Annotated in this window: 14 protein-coding genes; 4 read left to right on the top strand and 10 right to left on the bottom strand. The window is 72.7% G+C overall.

Going from position 1 to position 16,163, the window contains the following annotated elements:
• Positions 1–7 precede the first annotated feature (7 nt).
• From recX to H4687_RS33770, 4 genes are all read right to left on the bottom strand, one after another.
• Positions 8–967, bottom strand: coding sequence for a recombination regulator RecX (gene recX, locus H4687_RS33785; RefSeq protein WP_046920257.1), 960 nt, complete (start codon positions 965–967; stop codon positions 8–10).
• Positions 968–970: 3 nt separating this feature from the next.
• Positions 971–2,098, bottom strand: coding sequence for a recombinase RecA (gene recA / locus H4687_RS33780; protein WP_046920258.1), 1,128 nt, complete (start codon positions 2,096–2,098; stop codon positions 971–973).
• A gap of 365 nt (positions 2,099–2,463) precedes the next feature.
• Positions 2,464–3,798: an AI-2E family transporter gene (locus H4687_RS33775; protein ID WP_097249244.1), complete on the bottom strand. Its 1,335-nt coding sequence runs from the start codon at positions 3,796–3,798 to the stop codon at positions 2,464–2,466.
• Between the two features lie 208 nt (positions 3,799–4,006).
• Positions 4,007–4,201: a DUF3046 domain-containing protein gene (locus H4687_RS33770; RefSeq protein ID WP_046920251.1), complete on the bottom strand. Its 195-nt coding sequence runs from the start codon at positions 4,199–4,201 to the stop codon at positions 4,007–4,009.
• 79 nt (positions 4,202–4,280) lie between these two features.
• Here H4687_RS33770 and H4687_RS33765 point away from each other — a divergent pair, with 79 nt between their 5' ends.
• Positions 4,281–5,225, top strand: coding sequence for a hypothetical protein (locus H4687_RS33765; RefSeq protein ID WP_046920250.1), 945 nt, complete (start codon positions 4,281–4,283; stop codon positions 5,223–5,225).
• Positions 5,226–5,331: 106 nt separating this feature from the next.
• Here the strand turns inward: H4687_RS33765 and H4687_RS33760 are convergent, their stop codons facing one another.
• The 3 genes from H4687_RS33760 to H4687_RS33750 all read right to left on the bottom strand — a co-directional run bounded on the left by H4687_RS33760 (position 5,332) and on the right by H4687_RS33750 (position 7,464).
• Complete coding sequence (locus H4687_RS33760) at positions 5,332–5,640, bottom strand: AzlD domain-containing protein (RefSeq protein ID WP_046920249.1); 309 nt, start codon at positions 5,638–5,640, stop codon at positions 5,332–5,334.
• Positions 5,637–6,446 (bottom strand): AzlC family ABC transporter permease, encoded by an 810-nt coding sequence (locus H4687_RS33755; RefSeq protein ID WP_046920252.1) that lies wholly within the window; start codon positions 6,444–6,446, stop codon positions 5,637–5,639. The genes H4687_RS33760 and H4687_RS33755 overlap by 4 nt, the downstream gene beginning before the upstream one ends.
• Positions 6,447–6,600: 154 nt before the next feature.
• Positions 6,601–7,464, bottom strand: a complete 864-nt coding sequence (locus H4687_RS33750) for an AraC family transcriptional regulator (protein WP_050399282.1) — start codon at positions 7,462–7,464, stop codon at positions 6,601–6,603.
• A gap of 246 nt (positions 7,465–7,710) precedes the next feature.
• Here H4687_RS33750 and H4687_RS33745 point away from each other — a divergent pair, with 246 nt between their 5' ends.
• From H4687_RS33745 to H4687_RS33735, 3 genes are all read left to right on the top strand, one after another.
• Complete coding sequence (locus tag H4687_RS33745) at positions 7,711–12,657, top strand: ATP-dependent helicase (protein WP_192781747.1); 4,947 nt, start codon at positions 7,711–7,713, stop codon at positions 12,655–12,657.
• 131 nt (positions 12,658–12,788) lie between these two features.
• Complete coding sequence (locus tag H4687_RS33740; RefSeq protein ID WP_046920173.1) at positions 12,789–13,643, top strand: Fpg/Nei family DNA glycosylase; 855 nt, start codon at positions 12,789–12,791, stop codon at positions 13,641–13,643.
• Between the two features lie 32 nt (positions 13,644–13,675).
• Positions 13,676–14,440, top strand: coding sequence for an SDR family NAD(P)-dependent oxidoreductase (locus tag H4687_RS33735; protein ID WP_050399281.1), 765 nt, complete (start codon positions 13,676–13,678; stop codon positions 14,438–14,440).
• Here the strand turns inward: H4687_RS33735 and H4687_RS46785 are convergent.
• The 3 genes from H4687_RS46785 to H4687_RS33725 form a co-directional block, all read right to left on the bottom strand.
• Positions 14,388–14,681 (bottom strand): hypothetical protein, encoded by a 294-nt coding sequence (locus tag H4687_RS46785; protein WP_078907481.1) that lies wholly within the window; start codon positions 14,679–14,681, stop codon positions 14,388–14,390. The two genes, H4687_RS33735 and H4687_RS46785, sit on opposite strands and share 53 nt — an antisense overlap.
• A gap of 260 nt (positions 14,682–14,941) precedes the next feature.
• Entirely contained in the window at positions 14,942–15,412 is a 471-nt protein-coding gene (locus H4687_RS33730) for a Dps family protein (RefSeq protein ID WP_046918140.1), read from the bottom strand.
• A gap of 276 nt (positions 15,413–15,688) precedes the next feature.
• Complete coding sequence (locus tag H4687_RS33725; protein ID WP_005481441.1) at positions 15,689–16,066, bottom strand: helix-turn-helix domain-containing protein; 378 nt, start codon at positions 16,064–16,066, stop codon at positions 15,689–15,691.
• Positions 16,067–16,163: the final 97 nt, after the last annotated feature.

The following is a 16,163-nucleotide window of genomic DNA, read 5'->3' as shown; positions in this document are numbered from 1 at the left end:
TCTCGGCTCAGTACCCCTCGCCCTCCAGCCCCTCCGTGTCCTCCCCCTCCTCCTCCAGCGCCTGCCGGACCACGCGGAGGGCCATGCCCTCGGAGTAACCCTTGCGGGCGAGCATGCCTGCGAGCCGGCGGAGGCGTTTGTCGCGGTCGAGGCCACGGGTGGAGCGCAGCTTGCGGGCGACCAGCTCGCGTGCGGTGGTCTCCTCCTGATCGGAGTCGAGCTGGGACACGGCCTCGTCGATCAGTGTCGAGTCGACGCCCTTGGTACGCAGCTCCCGGGCGAGAGCTCGTCTGGCCAGCCCCCGGCCGTGGTGCCGGGACTCCACCCAGGCGTCCGCGAACGCGCCGTCGTTGATCAGCCCGACCTCTTCGAACCGCGACAGCACCTCCTCCGCCACGTCCTCGGGGATCTCGCGTTTGTGCAGGGCGTCCGCCAGTTGCTTGCGGGTACGCGGGGTCCCGGTGAGCAGGCGCAGGCAGATCCCGCGTGCCCGCTCAGCCGGGTCCCCTGAGGACTCCCCCTTCTCGGCCCTCGACGAGAAAGACGAACCCCCGTCCTGTGGCCCCCCGCCGTCCGGGCCGTCGCCCGATTCCCCGAAGCCGCGCCGTCGACCGCTGCGGCCACCGCGCCCCCCTCGCGCGTCACCGCCCGCACCGCGCGAGGCGCCGTCGCCGCGTCGACGGGTGCCGGCGGTCGAGCCCGCACCGAAGCGCGCCTCGTCCGCCCGCCGACCGACGCCACCGCCGCCCCGGCCGTCGCCGTCGTACGACTGGTCGCCGTGGGGCTCGCCGTCGACAGGCGCACCGCCGGGCGGTGTGTCCGTGCCGTACGACGGTGTGTCGTCGTGCGGCCCGGATCCGTACCCGTCCGCGCCGGCTTCCCCGGTGCCCTCGCCGGTACCCCCGCGCCCCCGGCTCTCGGGGGCACTGGGGTATGCGTACTCGCCCCAGTCCGTTCTACGTGTCACGGACTAGCTCTTCGCCGCCGCAGCCTTGGTCTTGGCGGTCTTGGCAGCCGACGCCGGCACCGCCTTCGCGGTGTCGTCCGCGGGCGTGGCGGAGACCGCCGCGTCCGCTCCCGGCTCTGCGGTGGGTTCCTCGGTCCGGACCCCGACGCCCAGCTTCTCCTTGATCTTCTTCTCGATCTCGTTGGCGAGGTCGGGGTTGTCCTTCAGGAAGTTGCGGGCGTTCTCCTTGCCCTGGCCGAGCTGGTCGCCCTCGTACGTGTACCAGGCGCCCGCCTTGCGGACGAAGCCGTTCTCCACACCCATGTCGATCAGGCCGCCCTCGCGGCTGATGCCCTGTCCGTACAGGATGTCGAACTCGGCCTGCTTGAAGGGCGGCGCGACCTTGTTCTTGACGACCTTGACGCGGGTGCGGTTGCCGACGGCGTCGGTACCGTCCTTCAGGGTCTCGATACGGCGGATGTCGAGTCGCACCGAGGCGTAGAACTTCAGCGCGCGGCCACCGGTCGTGGTCTCCGGGGAGCCGAACATCACGCCGATCTTCTCGCGGAGCTGGTTGATGAAGATGGCGGTGGTCTTGGACTGGTTGAGCGCGCTGGTGATCTTTCGCAGGGCCTGGCTCATCAGACGGGCCTGCAGACCCACGTGGCTGTCGCCCATCTCGCCCTCGATCTCCGCGCGCGGGACGAGCGCGGCGACGGAGTCGATGACGATGAGGTCGAGGGCTCCGGAGCGGACCAGCATGTCCACGATCTCCAGGGCCTGCTCGCCGTTGTCCGGCTGCGACAGGATGAGGTTGTCGATGTCGACGCCGAGCTTCTTCGCGTACTCGGGGTCGAGGGCGTGCTCGGCGTCCACGAAGGCCACCTGGCCGCCGGCCCTCTGTGCGTTCGCCACCGCGTGCAGGGTCAGGGTCGTCTTGCCGGAGGACTCCGGGCCGTACACCTCGATCACTCGGCCTCGCGGCAGACCGCCGACACCAAGGGCGACGTCGAGTGCGGTCGACCCGGTGGGGATGACCTCGATGGGCTCGTTCGGCCGCTCGCCCAGGCGCATCACCGCGCCCTTGCCGAACTGCCGTTCAATTTGTGCGAGCGCGGCGTCGAGCGCCTTCTCGCGGTCGGTTCCTGCCATGGGTTCCACCCGGTTTGCTTGAGTCGATCGCTTCACGTGAAAGACGCTAACGCCTGCCACTGACAATGGGCCCCGACGCCCGCCCGGCCTGTGGATAACTCGGGCACTTCTCCACGAAAACCCTGCCGAACTCCGGCCGGAACGCTTCGCCGGAGCTTCCATAAGAATGGATGTTCGATTTTAGTGTCAAGCGCACCACGCGGCACCCGGAGCACTTCCGGCGGAGCGGGTCCACGCCGGAACGGCGGCCGATGACACGGCTCGGTGCCGGGCGGAGGGGTACGGCGGCAGGGCGGTACGGGGGCGGGCGTAGGGCGCGCGGTACGGGGCGGGCGTAGGGCGGTACGGGGGCGCCTGCAGCAGGCCTACGGGGTGGTGTCGTCCTCGGGCCCGGCCGTGGTGTCCGGTCCCGCGGTGTTCTCGGGTCCGATGCCGCCTTCCGAGCCGGGATCCCCCTCCGGCTCCCGGCGCGCGGTGCCGTCGTCCCGCCGCCCGTTCGTGGAGTCGTCCGGCGACGGTCTCGTGCCGCGCCTCTCCTCCAGCCGCCTGCGCACACGTGTGAGGACGTCGCCGCCGGTCCCGTCCTCCTCCGCCGTCCGGTGCGGGTGCCTCCGCAGCCGGGCGATGAGGTTGCCCGTTCCGCGTCTGCGGTGCCCGTGCACGCGGGGGTCGTCCGTGACGTCGTACCGCTTCACGTAGGCCCCGAGGAAGGCCTGCAGGGTGGCGATGGCGGGGATGGCGATGAGCGCGCCCACGGCGCCGAGGAGCGCGGTGCCCGCGATGACCGAGCCGAACGCCACGGCCGGATGGATGTCCACGGTCTTGGCGGTCAGCTTGGGCTGCAGCACGTAGTTCTCGAACTGCTGGTAGATGACCACGAAGACGAGGACCCACAGCGCGTACCACGGGTTGACCGTGAAGGCGATCAGCATGGGCAGGGCACCCGCCAGGTAGGTGCCGATCGTGGGGATGAACTGCGAGACCAGGCCGACCCAGACCGCGAGCGCCGGCGCGTAGGGCACGTCGAGGTACTCCAGCAGGACGTAGTGCGCCACGCCGGAGATCAGTGCCATCAGGCCGCGGGAGTACAGATAGCCGCCGGTCTTGTCGACCGCGATCTCCCACGCGCGCAGGACCTCGGCCTGCTTGGCGGGCGGCAGGACGGAGCACAGTGCGCGGCGCAGCCGGGGGCCGTCGGCGGCGAAGTAGAAGGAGAACAGCGTGATCGTCAGCAGCTGGAAGAGGCCGCCCAGCACCTGCGCGGAGACGTCGAGGACGCCTGTGGCGCTGTTCTGCACGTACTTCTGCAGCCAGTCGGAGCGGAGCAGCCCCTCCTGGATGTCGACGCGCTTGAGTTCGGTGTGGAAACTCGTGTTGATCCAGCTGATGACGGAGTCGAGGTACGCCGGGAAGTCCTCGACCATCTTGATGATCTGGCCGGCCAGCATCGAACCAAGCAGGGTGACGAATCCGGCGGCCCCGATCAGCGTGATCAGGAAGACCAGAAACGCGGCGAAGCCCCTGCGCAGCCCCTTCGAGGCCATCCAGCTCACCGCGGGCTCGATCGCCAGCGCCAGGAAGAACGCGATGAGGATGTTGACCAGCAGCCCGATGAGCTGGTGGAACGCCCAGCTGCCGAACTGGAAGACCGCGACGAGGGAGAGAGCCAGCACCATGGCGCGCGGCAGCCAGCGCGGCATGCGCTCGCTCGGCGCGACACCGGGCCCCGCGCCGACCGGGGGGCCGGAGGGCGGTGTCGTGCCGGACGGAGTTGCCTGGTGCTCGAAACGCGCGGTCTCGTCTGTGGGTGCCACGGACCAAGTCTCGCCCACGGCACCGACAATCAGTCGCCGCCCCCGGGCCTTCCGGTCCAACGAGCAGCGTCCGTCCGGTGAAGTCCGCTGCCTCTCAGCGGTTCTCCGCCGGAACGCCCATGGTCGCGCACACCACGTGCCACACGTCCTTGGCCTCCCAGCCGGCGTCCAGCGCCTCGCTGACCGTGCGCCCGCCGAGGCCGGACATCACATGATCGCGCGCGAAGGTGTCGGCGTACCCCTCACCGAAGTGATCCGCCATCCGCTGCCAGAAGACCGTCAACCGCATGAGTCCAGTATCCCGCCCCAGGGGGTGGGCCTGGCCGGGACGGCTTTCCGATACCGCTTTCCGCCCTACGGTCGGAGCCATGGCCGAAACCGGAGCATCCCCACTCCCCACGTCGTCCCCGGCGCCCACCCCGCTGGCTCGCGCCGAACAGTTCGTCTGGCTGACCGCGCGCGTGCTGGAGCAGCGCCGCTTCGCGTACCACTTCCTGGACGGGGGAGCCGACGCGGTGGAGACCACGCTGTCCGCCTACCGCAATGCCGATGACGGGTACGGCCACGCGCTCGAACCCGATCTGCGCGGGCCCGTGAGCCAGCCGCTGCACACCGGGCACGCGCTGCGTGTGCTGGACTCGATCGGGCGCTGCGGCGGACAGCGGGTGGAGCGCGTGTGCCGCTATCTGACGTCGGTGTCGACCCAGGACGGTGCCCTTCCCGCCGTGCACCCCAGCCAGCGTGGCTACCCGGTGGCCCCGTTCGTGCCGATCGTCGACGACCCGCCCAGTGATCTGCTGGCCACGGGGCCGGTGGTGGGTCTGCTGCACCGCAACCAGGTATGGCACGCCTGGCTGTTCCGGGCCACCGACTTCTGCTGGCAGGCGGTCGAGTCCCTGGAGAAGTCGCACCCCTACGAGGTCCACGCCGCCGTGGCGTTCCTGGAGTCCGTGCCCGACCGCTCGCGTGCCCGGGCCGCCGCCGACCGGCTCGGCCGCCTGGTGCGCGAACACCGGCTCGCCACACTGGATCCGGCACGACCGGACGACTACCCGGTGTCCGCCGGTTACGCCCCGGACGAGCACCACTACCCGCACGACTTCGCGCACACCCCGGAATCGCTCGCGCGCGCGTGGTTCACCGACGAGGAGATGGCCCGCTCCCTCGACTTCCTGGCGAGTGAACAGGGCGAGGACGGCGGCTGGCCGATCCGCTGGCGCCAATGGGCCCCGAGCACCGCCATGGAGAGCCGCCCCATCGTGACGATCGAGGCGCTGCGCACGTTGCGGGCGTACGGGCGGTCCATCGGCTGAGACCTTCGACGCACCGGACACCACGCGCGCGGCCGGTCGGCCGGCACGCGCGCGTACGTCGAGGGCGAGATCGACGACACGCGCGCGTGCCCCACGACAAGCCGCGTCAGCCCGACACCGCCCGCACCCCGGCCGTCACGACGACCGCCGCGGCCACGACGAGCAGGAACGGGGCACGCAGGAGCAGTGCGACGGCGGCTGCGGTGAGCCCGGCGGCCCTCGCGTCCAGCACCAGGTCGTGCCCGTCGGCGAAGGTCTGCTGGGCCGTGAGAGCGGCGAGGAGGGCAACGGGCAGCAGGGCGGCGAGGCGCTGGACGAGCGGGCGTTCCAGGATGCCCTCGGGGACCAGCAGGCCGATCAGTTTGACGGCGTAACAGCCGACGGCGGTGCCGATGATCGCGATCCAGACGTTCATCGGTCGCCACCTTCCTGGACGCCGTCTTCCTGGGCGTCGTCTTCCGGGACGCCGTCTTCCTGGACGCCTCGTCGGCTGTCGTCCGGCCGGCCGTCGGCCCTGCGGCGCCCCTCCGCCCAGAGGACGACCGGAGCGGCCACCGCGGCGACGAGGACCGGGACCCCGGCGGGCAGGACGGGCAGCAGTCCGAGCCCCAGGACGACGGCGACGCCCGCGACGGCCCGCTCCGCGGTGGTCCGCAGCATCGGCGCGAGGAGGGCCAGGAAGACGGCGGGCCCGGCCGCGTCGAGCCCCCACGCGTCGGTGTCGCCGATGGCCTCGGCGCCGAGCGCGCCGAGCAGCGTGGTGAGGTTCCACAGCACATAGAGGCTGAGCCCGGTGACGGTGAAGCCGATACGGGCGGCGCGGCGCGTGGGCTGGGCGAGGGCTACGGCCGTGGTCTCGTCGATGACCCACTGGGCGGCGAAAGGCCGCACCGCGCGCGGGAGGGCCAGCAGTTGGGAGAGGCGCAGCCCGTAGAACGCGTTGCGCACGCCCAGGAAGAAGGCCCCGGCCGCAGCCGTGAACGGGTTGCCGCCGGCCGCGAGCGCGCCCACCAGGGCGAACTGGGAGGCCCCGGTGAACACCAGAAGGCTCAGGGCACAGGTCTGCAGCAGCCCGAGCCCGCTGCCGGCCGAGGTCACCCCGAAGGCGAACCCGGACAGTCCGACCGCGACCCCGACGCCGAGAGCATCCCGGACGACGGCTCCGTCGGGTTTCACGCCGCCGCCGTCTTGCGTCTCCACGAGACGAGTCTGTTCAGTCACCACGCCTGGACGGTACGAGCGGCCACGCCTACGGGTCTTGTACGTTCTTGCGCCCGCCCGCGTCGCTCTCACACTCATGCACGCGGGGCTCGCGGGGCTCACGGGGCTCACGTTCGTGGGCGCGGCGCCCATACGCGAACGCACCCGCCCCCGTTCACATACGTCGTCCCCGGGTTCGCGATCCGTCGTCGGCCCCGCCCGTGCGTTCCCGCTGGTACGCGCCCGGCGGCACGCCCACGATGCGGCTGAAGTGGCGGTTGAGATGAGGCTGGTCCGTGAAGCCGACGGCGACGGCGGCCGCGGCGGGAGTCGTGCCGGTGTCGAGCAGGCCACGGGCCCGGCGGACGCGGGCATCGGTCAGCCAGGTGTGCGGAGGCATGCCATAAGCCGAGCGGAAGGCCCGCAAGAGAGCGAAAGGGCTGGTGCCGAGGTCGGCCGAGAGCCGCTCCAGGGTCGGCGGGTCGGCCATCCGCTCCTCGAGCACGGCACGCGCGCGTGCCGCGACGGGGGAGCCGGCAGTGCGGACGGCACGCTGGGGCAGGGGCCCGCCGTTCAGGCGCAGCAGCCGGGTCACGACCACCCGTAGCAGGGTGTCCGCCGCCAGCGCGTTGCCCTCGTCGACGGCCCGCAGGACCCGGTGGACGAGCCCGGCGGCGTACGGATCCTCGAGCACGGGGGTGACGAAGCCGGGGGTGCCGCGGATCGTGGTGGTCTCGGCGGCGATCTCGGCCACCACGTCCGGCGACGGGTAGACCGCCCCGTACCGCCAGCCCTCGGGCACACCCGCGCGGCCGGTGTGCGGGGTGTCGGGGTTGACCAGGGCCAGCGCTCCCGGGCCGGCGTACTGATCGGCGCCCCCGTGGCGGAAGATCTCCACTCCGTCGGCGATGGCCGCGATCACGAAGTGCTCGTGGGTGTGCCGCACGAACTTCTTCTCGACGTAGGTCGCCCGCAGCAGATCCACACCGGGCAGCTCCGCGTACCGCCAGTGCCTCGCCCGCTCCGCCGAACCCGCCATGCCCCCATTCTGCGGGGTGGATCGTCCGGGCATCGAAGTCGGGGGCAGTAGCGGGCGTGCGGGCCTGGTGCGGAGGAGCGTCGGCAGCGCCGTGACACGCGATCGGCGGCCAAGGGGACCATGTGACCAAGTGACCGGGAGGACCCACCCGCCGACATCGCGGCCCCCAGCGGATCCACCCCGCCCCCGCCCCTTCCGTTTCCGCAGGTCCGGGCCATTGTCAGTGGCCGGGTGCAGGATGGGGGCATGGTCAGCTCCGCAGATCGAGCCCTCGACGGCTTCTCCCCCGCGACCCGCGGCTGGTTCACGGGGGCCTTCTCCGCGCCCACCGCGGCCCAGGCCGGGGCGTGGCGGGCGATCGGCGAGGGCTCGGACGTGCTGGTGGTGGCCCCGACCGGCTCCGGCAAGACACTGGCCGCGTTCCTCGCCGCGCTGGACCAGCTGACATCGAGCCCGCCCCCGGCCGACCCCCGCAAGCGCTGCCGGGTCCTGTACGTGTCCCCGCTGAAGGCGCTCGCGGTGGACGTGGAGCGGAACCTGCGCAGTCCGCTCACCGGTATCCGCCAGGAATCGGTACGCCTGGGGCTGCCCGAGCCCGAGGTGAAGGTGGGCATCCGCTCCGGGGACACCCCACCCGCCGAGCGCCGGGCCCTGTCCACGCGTCCGCCGGACATCCTGATCACCACCCCCGAGTCCCTGTTCCTGATGCTGACGTCGGCCACCCGCGACGCGCTCACGGGCGTGGAGACGGTGATCCTGGACGAGGTGCACGCGGTCGCGGGCACCAAGCGCGGCGCCCACCTCGCGCTGTCCCTGGAGCGGCTCGACGAGCTCCTGCCCAGGCCGGCCCGCCGTATCGGCCTGTCCGCCACGGTGCGTCCGGTCGACGAGGTCGCGCGCTATCTGTCCCCGCGCCGCAGGGTGGAGATCGTCCAGCCTCCGTCCGGCAAGGAGTTCGACCTGTCGGTGGTCGTGCCGGTGGAGGACCTGGGCGAGCTGGGCGGCTCCCCGGTCGCGGACGGCAACGAGGGGGCGGAGCGCCCCTCGATCTGGCCGCACGTCGAGGAGCGGATCGCCGACCTCGTGCAGGCCCACCGCTCGACGATCGTGTTCGCCAACTCCCGCCGCCTCGCGGAGCGCCTGTGCAACCGGCTGAACGAGATCGCGTACGAGCGGGCCACCGGTGAGCCGCTGGACGAGCACCACGGCCCGGCCGAGCTGATGGGCGGTTCGGGCGCGGCCCAGGCAGCGCCCCCGGTCCTGGCCCGCGCCCACCACGGCTCGGTCTCCAAGGAACAGCGCGCCCTGGTCGAGGAAGATCTGAAGGCGGGAAGACTGCCGGCCGTGGTCGCCACCTCCAGTCTCGAACTGGGCATCGACATGGGCGCGGTGGACCTCGTCGTCCAGGTGGAGTCGCCGCCCTCGGTCGCCTCCGGCCTGCAGCGTGTGGGCCGCGCGGGACACCAGGTGGGCGCGGTCTCCACGGGCGTCGTCTTTCCCAAGTACCGCGGTGACCTGGTCCAGTCGGCCGTGGTCACCGAGCGGATGCGCAGCGGCTCCATCGAGTCCATGAGGATCCCCGGCAACCCCCTGGACGTGCTGGCGCAGCAGATCGTCGCCATGACCTCGATGGACACCTGGCAGTTCGACGATCTCCTGGCGACGGTCCGCCGCGCGGCGCCCTTCGCCGCCCTCCCCGAGTCCGCGTTCACGGCCGTCCTCGACATGCTCGCGGGCCGCTATCCGTCCGACGCCTTCGCGGAGCTGCGCCCGCGCGTGGTGTGGGACCGGGTCGCGGGCACGATCACGGGGCGGCCGGGCGCCCAGCGCCTCGCGGTCACCTCCGGGGGCACGATCCCGGACCGCGGCCTCTTCGGGGTCTTCCTCGCGGGCTCCGACCCCAAGAAGGGCGGCGGCCGGGTCGGCGAACTCGACGAGGAGATGGTGTACGAGTCCCGCGTCGGGGACGTCTTCACCCTCGGCACCAGCTCCTGGCGCATCGAGGACATCACCCGCGACCGGGTGCTCGTCTCCCCCGCGCCGGGCGTCCCGGGCCGCCTGCCCTTCTGGAAGGGCGATCAGCTCGGCCGCCCGCTCGAACTGGGCCGCGCGGTCGGCGCGTTCCTGCGCGAGGTGGGCTCCCTGTCGGACGAGGACGCCCGGCTGCGCCTGCTGGCCGCCGGACTCGACGCCTGGGCCGCCGACAACGTCCTCGCGTACCTGGCCGAACAACGCGAGGCCTGCGGCCACGTCCCCGACGACCGCACGATCGTCGTCGAACGCTTCCGTGACGAGCTGGGCGACTGGCGGGTCGTCGTCCACTCCCCCTTCGGCGCCCAGGTCCACGCCCCCTGGGCCCTCGCCCTGGGCGCGAAGCTCTCCGAGCGGTACGGCATGGACGCGCAGGTCATGCATGCCGACGACGGCATCGTGCTCCGCCTGCCCGACGCCGACCTGATGGGCCTGGACCTGCTCGACATGGAGCCCGTGAGAGCGGGCACCGAATACGACGCCGAGCAGGCCCCGATCGGCGCGGCGGACGTCGCCTTCGACAAGGGCGAGGTCGACCAGATCGTCACCGACCAGGTGGGCGGTTCGGCACTGTTCGCGTCCCGCTTCCGCGAGTGCGCCGCCCGCGCGCTCCTGCTGCCCCGCCGCAGTCCGGGCAGGCGCACACCTCTGTGGCAACAGCGTCAACGCGCGGCCCAACTGCTGCAGGTGGCGAGTGAGTTCGGGTCCTTCCCCATCGTCCTGGAGGCGGTCCGCGAATGCCTCCAGGACGTCTTCGACGTCCCGGGCCTCACCGAGCTGATGGGCGACATCGAGTCCCGCAAGGTCCGCCTCGTCGAGGTCACCACCCCGGAGCCCTCCCCCTTCGCCCGCTCCCTCCTCTTCGGTTACGTCGCCCAGTTCCTGTACGAGGGCGACTCCCCGCTCGCCGAGCGCCGCGCGGCCGCACTGTCGCTGGACTCCCGGCTGCTGGCCGAACTGCTGGGCCAGGCGGAGCTGCGCGAACTGCTCGACGCCGACGTGCTGACGGAGCTGGAGCAGGAGCTGCAGTGGCGCACCGAGGACCGGCGGGTCAAGGACGCCGAAGGTGTCGCGGACCTGCTCCGGCTCCTCGGCCCGCTCAAGGACACCGAGTTGGCCGAGCGGGGCGCCGAGCCGCAGTGGGCGCGGGAGCTGGCCGGGGCCCGCCGCGCCATCCGCGTCCGGATCGCCGGCACCGACCACTGGGCGGCGATCGAGGACGCGGGCCGCCTGCGCGACGCGCTCGGCACGGCCCTGCCGGTCGGCGTCCCGGAAGCCTTCACCGAGCCCGTCAAGGATCCCCTCGGCGACCTCCTCGCCCGGTTCGCGCGCACCCATGGCCCCTTCACCTCGGCCACGGCGGCCGCGCGCTTCGGCCTGGGGGTGGCCGTCACGGACGGGGCACTCCACCGGCTCGCGGCGAACGGCCGTGTCGTCCAGGGCGAGTTCCACCCGGCGGGCATCGGCCAGGAGTGGTGCGACGCGGCCGTGCTGCGCCGCCTGCGCCGCCGCTCGCTGGCGGCCCTGCGGCACGAGCTGGAGCCGGTGCCGCCCGCCGCGCTCGCCCAGTTCCTGCCGCAGTGGCAGCACGTGGGCGGCGGTCACGGGCTGCGGGGCATCGACGGGCTGGTGCGCGCGATCGAGCAGGTGCAGGGGGCCTCGGTGCCCGCCTCCGCACTGGAGAAGCTGGTCCTGCCCTCCCGGGTCGCCGGCTACACCCCCGCGATGCTCGACGAGCTCACCGCGGCCGGCGAGGTCGTGTGGGCGGGCGCCGGAGCCCTCCCGGGCAAGGACGGCTGGGTCTCGCTGTACCTGGCGGACGCGGCCCCGCTCCTGCTGCCTCCGGCGCATCCCCTGGAGCTGACCGCGCTCCACGAATCGGTCCTGACCACCCTCTCCGGCGGCTACGGCCTCTTCTTCCGCCAGATCGCCGACCAGATCCGCGCGACCACCCACCCCGACGTCACCGACCCCCAACTGGCCGACGCCGTGTGGGACCTGGCCTGGTCCGGCAGGCTCACGAACGACACACTCACCCCGATGCGCTCCCTCCTGGGCTCGGGACGCACCGCGGGCTCCACCGCCCACCGCGCCAAGCGCACCGTCCCGCGCGGCCGGTACGGATCGCTGACCGCCGCCGCCCGCCCCCAGTCCCGTACGGGACCGCCCACGGTCGCCGGCCGCTGGTCCCTCCTCCCCGCCCACGAGCCCGACCCCACCGTCCGCGCCCACGCCCTGGCCCGCACACTGCTCGACCGCCACGGTGTCGTGACCCGGGGTGCTGTGGCCGCCGAGGGCGTCGAGGGCGGCTTCTCCGCGGTCTACCGCGTCCTGTCCGTCTTCGAGGAGAGCGGCCAGGCCCGCCGCGGTTATGTCGTCGAGGGTCTGGGCGCCGCCCAGTTCGCGATGGACGGCGCCGTGGACCGCCTCCGCGCGGTGTCCAACGCCCGCGACCGGAACGAGCCCCTGCGAAGCCCCGCCCCGGACGACTTCCCCGAAACCCCCGGCACACCCCAGGCCCCCACCCCCTGGGACGGCTTCCCCGACGGCCCGGGCCACCACGGCCCGGGCCCCGGCGAGCCGTTCGCCCCCACCTCCTTGGCCGCCCCCGACAGCCTGGACGCCGACCCCCACGGCGGGCCCGGTACCTACGACCAGGACTTCGCTCACTCTGACGGCGGCACCCCCTACGGCCGCACCGGGCCCGACAGCCCTTTCAGCCCCCGTGCCCGATCCGGCCGCGACCCGCACCGCACCAGCGCCACCCCCTCCCCCAGAGCCGTCGTCCTGGCCGCGGCCGACCCCGCCAACGCCTACGGCGCCGCCCTCCCCTGGCCCGATCCGCCCACTGAGGCCGGACACAAACCGGGCCGCAAGGCGGGCTCCCTGGTCGTCCTGGTCGACGGCGAGCTGACCGTGTACATGGAGCGCGGCGGCAAGACGCTCCTGGCCTGGCCCGCCGACCCGGACGCCAGGCCCCTGGACGACCCCCGCCTCCGCCCGGCCGCCGAAGCCCTGGCAGCGGCCGCACGCGCGGGTTCCCTCGGCACCGTCACGGTGGAGCGCGTGAACGGCACCTCCGCCCTCACCTCCCCCCACGGCCCCCTCCTCGAAGCGGCGGGCTTCATCGCGACCCCGCGCGGCCTCCGTATCCGAGCATGATCACCGAACGCGAGACCCCTGCACCGGCCCCGCTCGACCTCACCCACCTTCACCCACCCCGAGCCACCCAACGCCGGGCACCAGCACCGGCTACCCACCACCCACCACCGAACCCATGCCACCCTTGACCCATGCCCGAAGGTGACACCGTCTGGCAAGCGGCGAGGCGACTCCACACCGCCCTCGCCGGCAAGGTGCTGTCCCGCTCCGACCTCCGCGTGCCGAAGTACGCCACGGCCGACCTCACCGGCCGTACCGTCCTGGACGTCACCCCTCGCGGCAAACACCTCCTCACCCGCGTCGAAGGCGGCCTGACGCTGCACTCGCACCTGCGGATGGACGGTTCCTGGAAGGTGTACGCCCACGGCGAGCGCTGGCGCGGCGGCCCCGCGCACCAGATCCGCGCCATTCTGGGCAACACCGAGCGCACGGCCGTCGGCTACCGCCTCCCCGTCCTGGAGTTGATGCGCACCACCGACGAACACCGCGCCGTCGGCCACCTCGGCCCCGACCTGCTCGGCCCGGACTGGGACCCCGACCGCGCCCTCGCCAACCTCCTGAGCGACCCCGACCGCGCCCTCGGCGAGGCCCTCCTGGACCAGCGCAATCTGGCCGGCATCGGCAATGTCTACAAGAGCGAGCTGTGCTTCCTGCTCCGGGTCACCCCCTGGCTCCCCGCCGGCGCCCTCCCGGAGGATCTCGCCGCCCGGCTGCCCGCCCTCGCCAAGAAGCTCCTCGAAGCCAACCGCGACCGCCCGATCCGCAACACGACAGGCCACCGCCACCACGACCTGTTCGTGTACGGCCGGGCCCCCCGCCCCTGTCTGCGCTGCCACACCTCCGTCCGCGTGGCCGACCAGGGCGACGGCTCCCGCGAACGCCCCACCTACTGGTGCCCCACCTGCCAGCCGGGCCCGTCGCCGGCCCCGGGCACCACGCGAACACCCCGCCCGGGCAACCGAGTACAGCGCCGCACACCTAATTGACGAGCCGTCAGATACGCTCGTACCGTCGAGCCATGGCCATCCCGGCGTACGACCTCACCGGCCGCACCGCGTTCGTCACCGGCGCCGGCAGCGGCATCGGCCGCGCGTCGGCCGTGCTGCTCGCCGAGGCGGGCGCGACGGTGCACTGTGCGGACCGCGACGCACAGGGCCTGCACGAGACGGCGACCCTCATCAAGGCCAGGAACGCCACCGCCCACACCCACCACCTCGACGTCACCGACCGCGCCCAGCTCACCCGGGCCGTCGCCGCCTGCGAGCGGCTCCATGTGATGGCGGCGATCGCCGGGATCATGCACAGCAGCCCGGTTCTGGAGACACGGGACGAGGACCTGGAACGGGTGTGGAGCGTCAACTTCAAGGGAGTTCTCCACGCCTGCCAGACGGCGGCCCGCCGGATGATCGACGACGGGACGCGGGGCAGCATCGTCACCATGGCCTCGGGCGCCGTCGACACCGGCGGTCCGGGGCTGCTCTGCTACGGCGTGACCAAGGCGGCGGTGGTCCAGCTGACGAAGACCCTGGCGACCGAGGTCGGTGCCCACGGCATCCGCGTCAACGCGGTGGCCCCGGGCTGGATCCGTACGCCCATGACCGATCGCCACGACGGCGAGGAACAGGCGCGGACGGAGTCCTTCATGGCCCGGCTGTCACCCCTGAGCCGGGTCGGCGAGCCCGACGACATCGCGCACGCCGTCCTGCACCTCGCCTCCGACGCCTCGGCGTTCACGACGGGTCAGATCCTCCGTCCGAACGGCGGGGTGGCCATGCCCTGGTGACCGCGGCCCCCACCGCGCCCTCCAGAACCGGACCACCCCCCGCGCCCCCTGACGCGCCCCCCGGCCGTCCCGGTGCCCGTCCCTTCGGTACGCAGTGCACAGGAAGGAGGCTCAGCCCCCACCCCCCGGCCGCGACGGCCCCCTCCACCGCGCCGGCGTCCGGCACCAGCGCGAGCCGCAGCACACCCCACCACCACAGCGCACCGAGCCCCAGAGCCGCCCCCCAGCGAACTATCCGCATGGCCGCCACCTCCAAGGCCTCCGGGCCCCCAGAACGACGCTAGACGGCCCTCGTCACGGGCGGAGAGGGCGCACCACCGGCACAGGGACGCACGCCCCTCTCACGAGGACCGCGCCCGCGGGGCACACGATGCGCCCCGCAGCCACTCACCGCCGTTTTCACGCCCCCACCGCACGCGTCGGCCCGGGGGCGCACGACCCAGCGAGAGGCGGGAGCGCACGGAAGCCCGGCGCCGGCTCGCGACGCCGGAAGACGTCGCGCTATCCGTTCTCCGCCTGGAACATCCAGTGATGCTTCTCCAGATCCGCGGTGATCTGGATGAAGATGTCCTGGCTCACCGGATCCGCCTCCGCGGTGCTCTCCACCCGCGTCCTCATTCGGGTGATCACCGAGCCGAGCGCGTCGACCAGGGTCCCCACCGCGTCCGCGTCCTTGACCCAGCCGTCCGGGACCGGGGCGATCCCGCTGCTCCCGGCCACCGTCCGGGCCCGACCGTCCGGTGGGACGCCGAGGGTGGAGGCGCGTTCGGCGACCGTGTCGGAGTGCAGCCGGGCGGTGTCCACGACCTCGTCGAGCTGGAGATGGACCGAGCGGAACCGCGGCCCGACCACGTTCCAGTGGATCTGCTTGGCCACGAGGGAGAGGTCGACGAGATCGACGAGGGCTCCCTGCAGCGCCTCGGAGACGGTCCTGAGATCGGCATCGGACAGCGGGCTCTTCACCACGTACATCAGCGCAGCTCCGGATTCTTGAGACGACCGTACGACCCCGTGCGCCCGCACAGACGATCGAATGGCGCGCAGGTCCCCGTTCCGCCCCTCCACCATGACCGCACACCACCACCCCGGCAAACGGGGGCGGCCCAGAACCCCGGCCCCGCGACGGGCGCGACGCGAGAGCCCCGGCCGGCGCCCCCAGGTCTCCCTGAAGACCCCGCCCGGGGCTCCCGTCTCGCTGCTACTTCTTCACCGGCACGCGCCGAACCTCTCGCACACCGTCGCGGCAGGTCACGCCGCGACGACGTCCACCGCTTCGGCGGGTGCCTTGATCGTGACCCGTTCCGGCGGCACACCGGCCACCGAGACGGAGTTGAGCATCGGTCGACGCACTGGTGCTGGCACCGGCTCGGTGGCCGCTGCGGACTGGGCCAGCTCGGCGAGGGCGAGCTCGTCGCTCACTTCCCTCATGAGCTCGGACATCCGTACGTCCAACGCGTCGCAAATGGCGGAGAGCAGCTCGGAGGAAGCCTCCTTCTGCCCCCGCTCCACCTCGGAGAGATAGCCGAGTGAGACTCGGGCGGACGAGGAGACTTCGCGCAGAGTACGGCCCTGGCGCTGGCGCTGCCGACGCAGCACGTCACCCAGCAGGCGACGGAGCAGAATCATCGGTGGCTCCCTCCTCGGACCGCGTAGCCGCATCCTTCACGCCCCACCGTACCGCCTTGCGCTGCGGCCGTGCGGGGAGCGCTGTTGTGTTCACTCA

Origin of the sequence: Streptomyces stelliscabiei (genome assembly GCF_014873495.1) — a bacterium.
GTDB classification, from domain to species: domain Bacteria; phylum Actinomycetota; class Actinomycetes; order Streptomycetales; family Streptomycetaceae; genus Streptomyces; species Streptomyces bottropensis.
The sequence above is the reverse complement of the archived record's forward strand: the minus strand, read 5'-3'. Positions and strand labels throughout refer to the sequence as shown.

Bases quoted from the DNA above. Each gene is read 5' to 3' on its own strand.
- recA (WP_046920258.1), bottom strand. From the start codon at position 2,098: ATGGCAGGAACCGACCGCGAGAAGGCGCTCGACGCCGCGCTCGCACAA.
- H4687_RS33775 (WP_097249244.1), bottom strand. From the start codon at position 3,798: ATGCCGCGCTGGCTGCCGCGCGCCATGGTGCTGGCTCTCTCCCTCGTC.
- H4687_RS33770 (WP_046920251.1), bottom strand. From the start codon at position 4,201: ATGCGGTTGACGGTCTTCTGGCAGCGGATGGCGGATCACTTCGGTGAG.
- H4687_RS33765 (WP_046920250.1), top strand. From the start codon at position 4,281: ATGGCCGAAACCGGAGCATCCCCACTCCCCACGTCGTCCCCGGCGCCC.
- H4687_RS33760 (WP_046920249.1), bottom strand. From the start codon at position 5,640: ATGAACGTCTGGATCGCGATCATCGGCACCGCCGTCGGCTGTTACGCC.
- H4687_RS33750 (WP_050399282.1), bottom strand. From the start codon at position 7,464: ATGGCGGGTTCGGCGGAGCGGGCGAGGCACTGGCGGTACGCGGAGCTG.
- H4687_RS33745 (WP_192781747.1), top strand. From the start codon at position 7,711: ATGGTCAGCTCCGCAGATCGAGCCCTCGACGGCTTCTCCCCCGCGACC.
- H4687_RS33740 (WP_046920173.1), top strand. From the start codon at position 12,789: ATGCCCGAAGGTGACACCGTCTGGCAAGCGGCGAGGCGACTCCACACC.
- H4687_RS33735 (WP_050399281.1), top strand. From the start codon at position 13,676: ATGGCCATCCCGGCGTACGACCTCACCGGCCGCACCGCGTTCGTCACC.
- H4687_RS46785 (WP_078907481.1), bottom strand. From the start codon at position 14,681: ATGCGGATAGTTCGCTGGGGGGCGGCTCTGGGGCTCGGTGCGCTGTGG.
- H4687_RS33730 (WP_046918140.1), bottom strand. From the start codon at position 15,412: ATGTACGTGGTGAAGAGCCCGCTGTCCGATGCCGATCTCAGGACCGTC.
- H4687_RS33725 (WP_005481441.1), bottom strand. From the start codon at position 16,066: ATGATTCTGCTCCGTCGCCTGCTGGGTGACGTGCTGCGTCGGCAGCGC.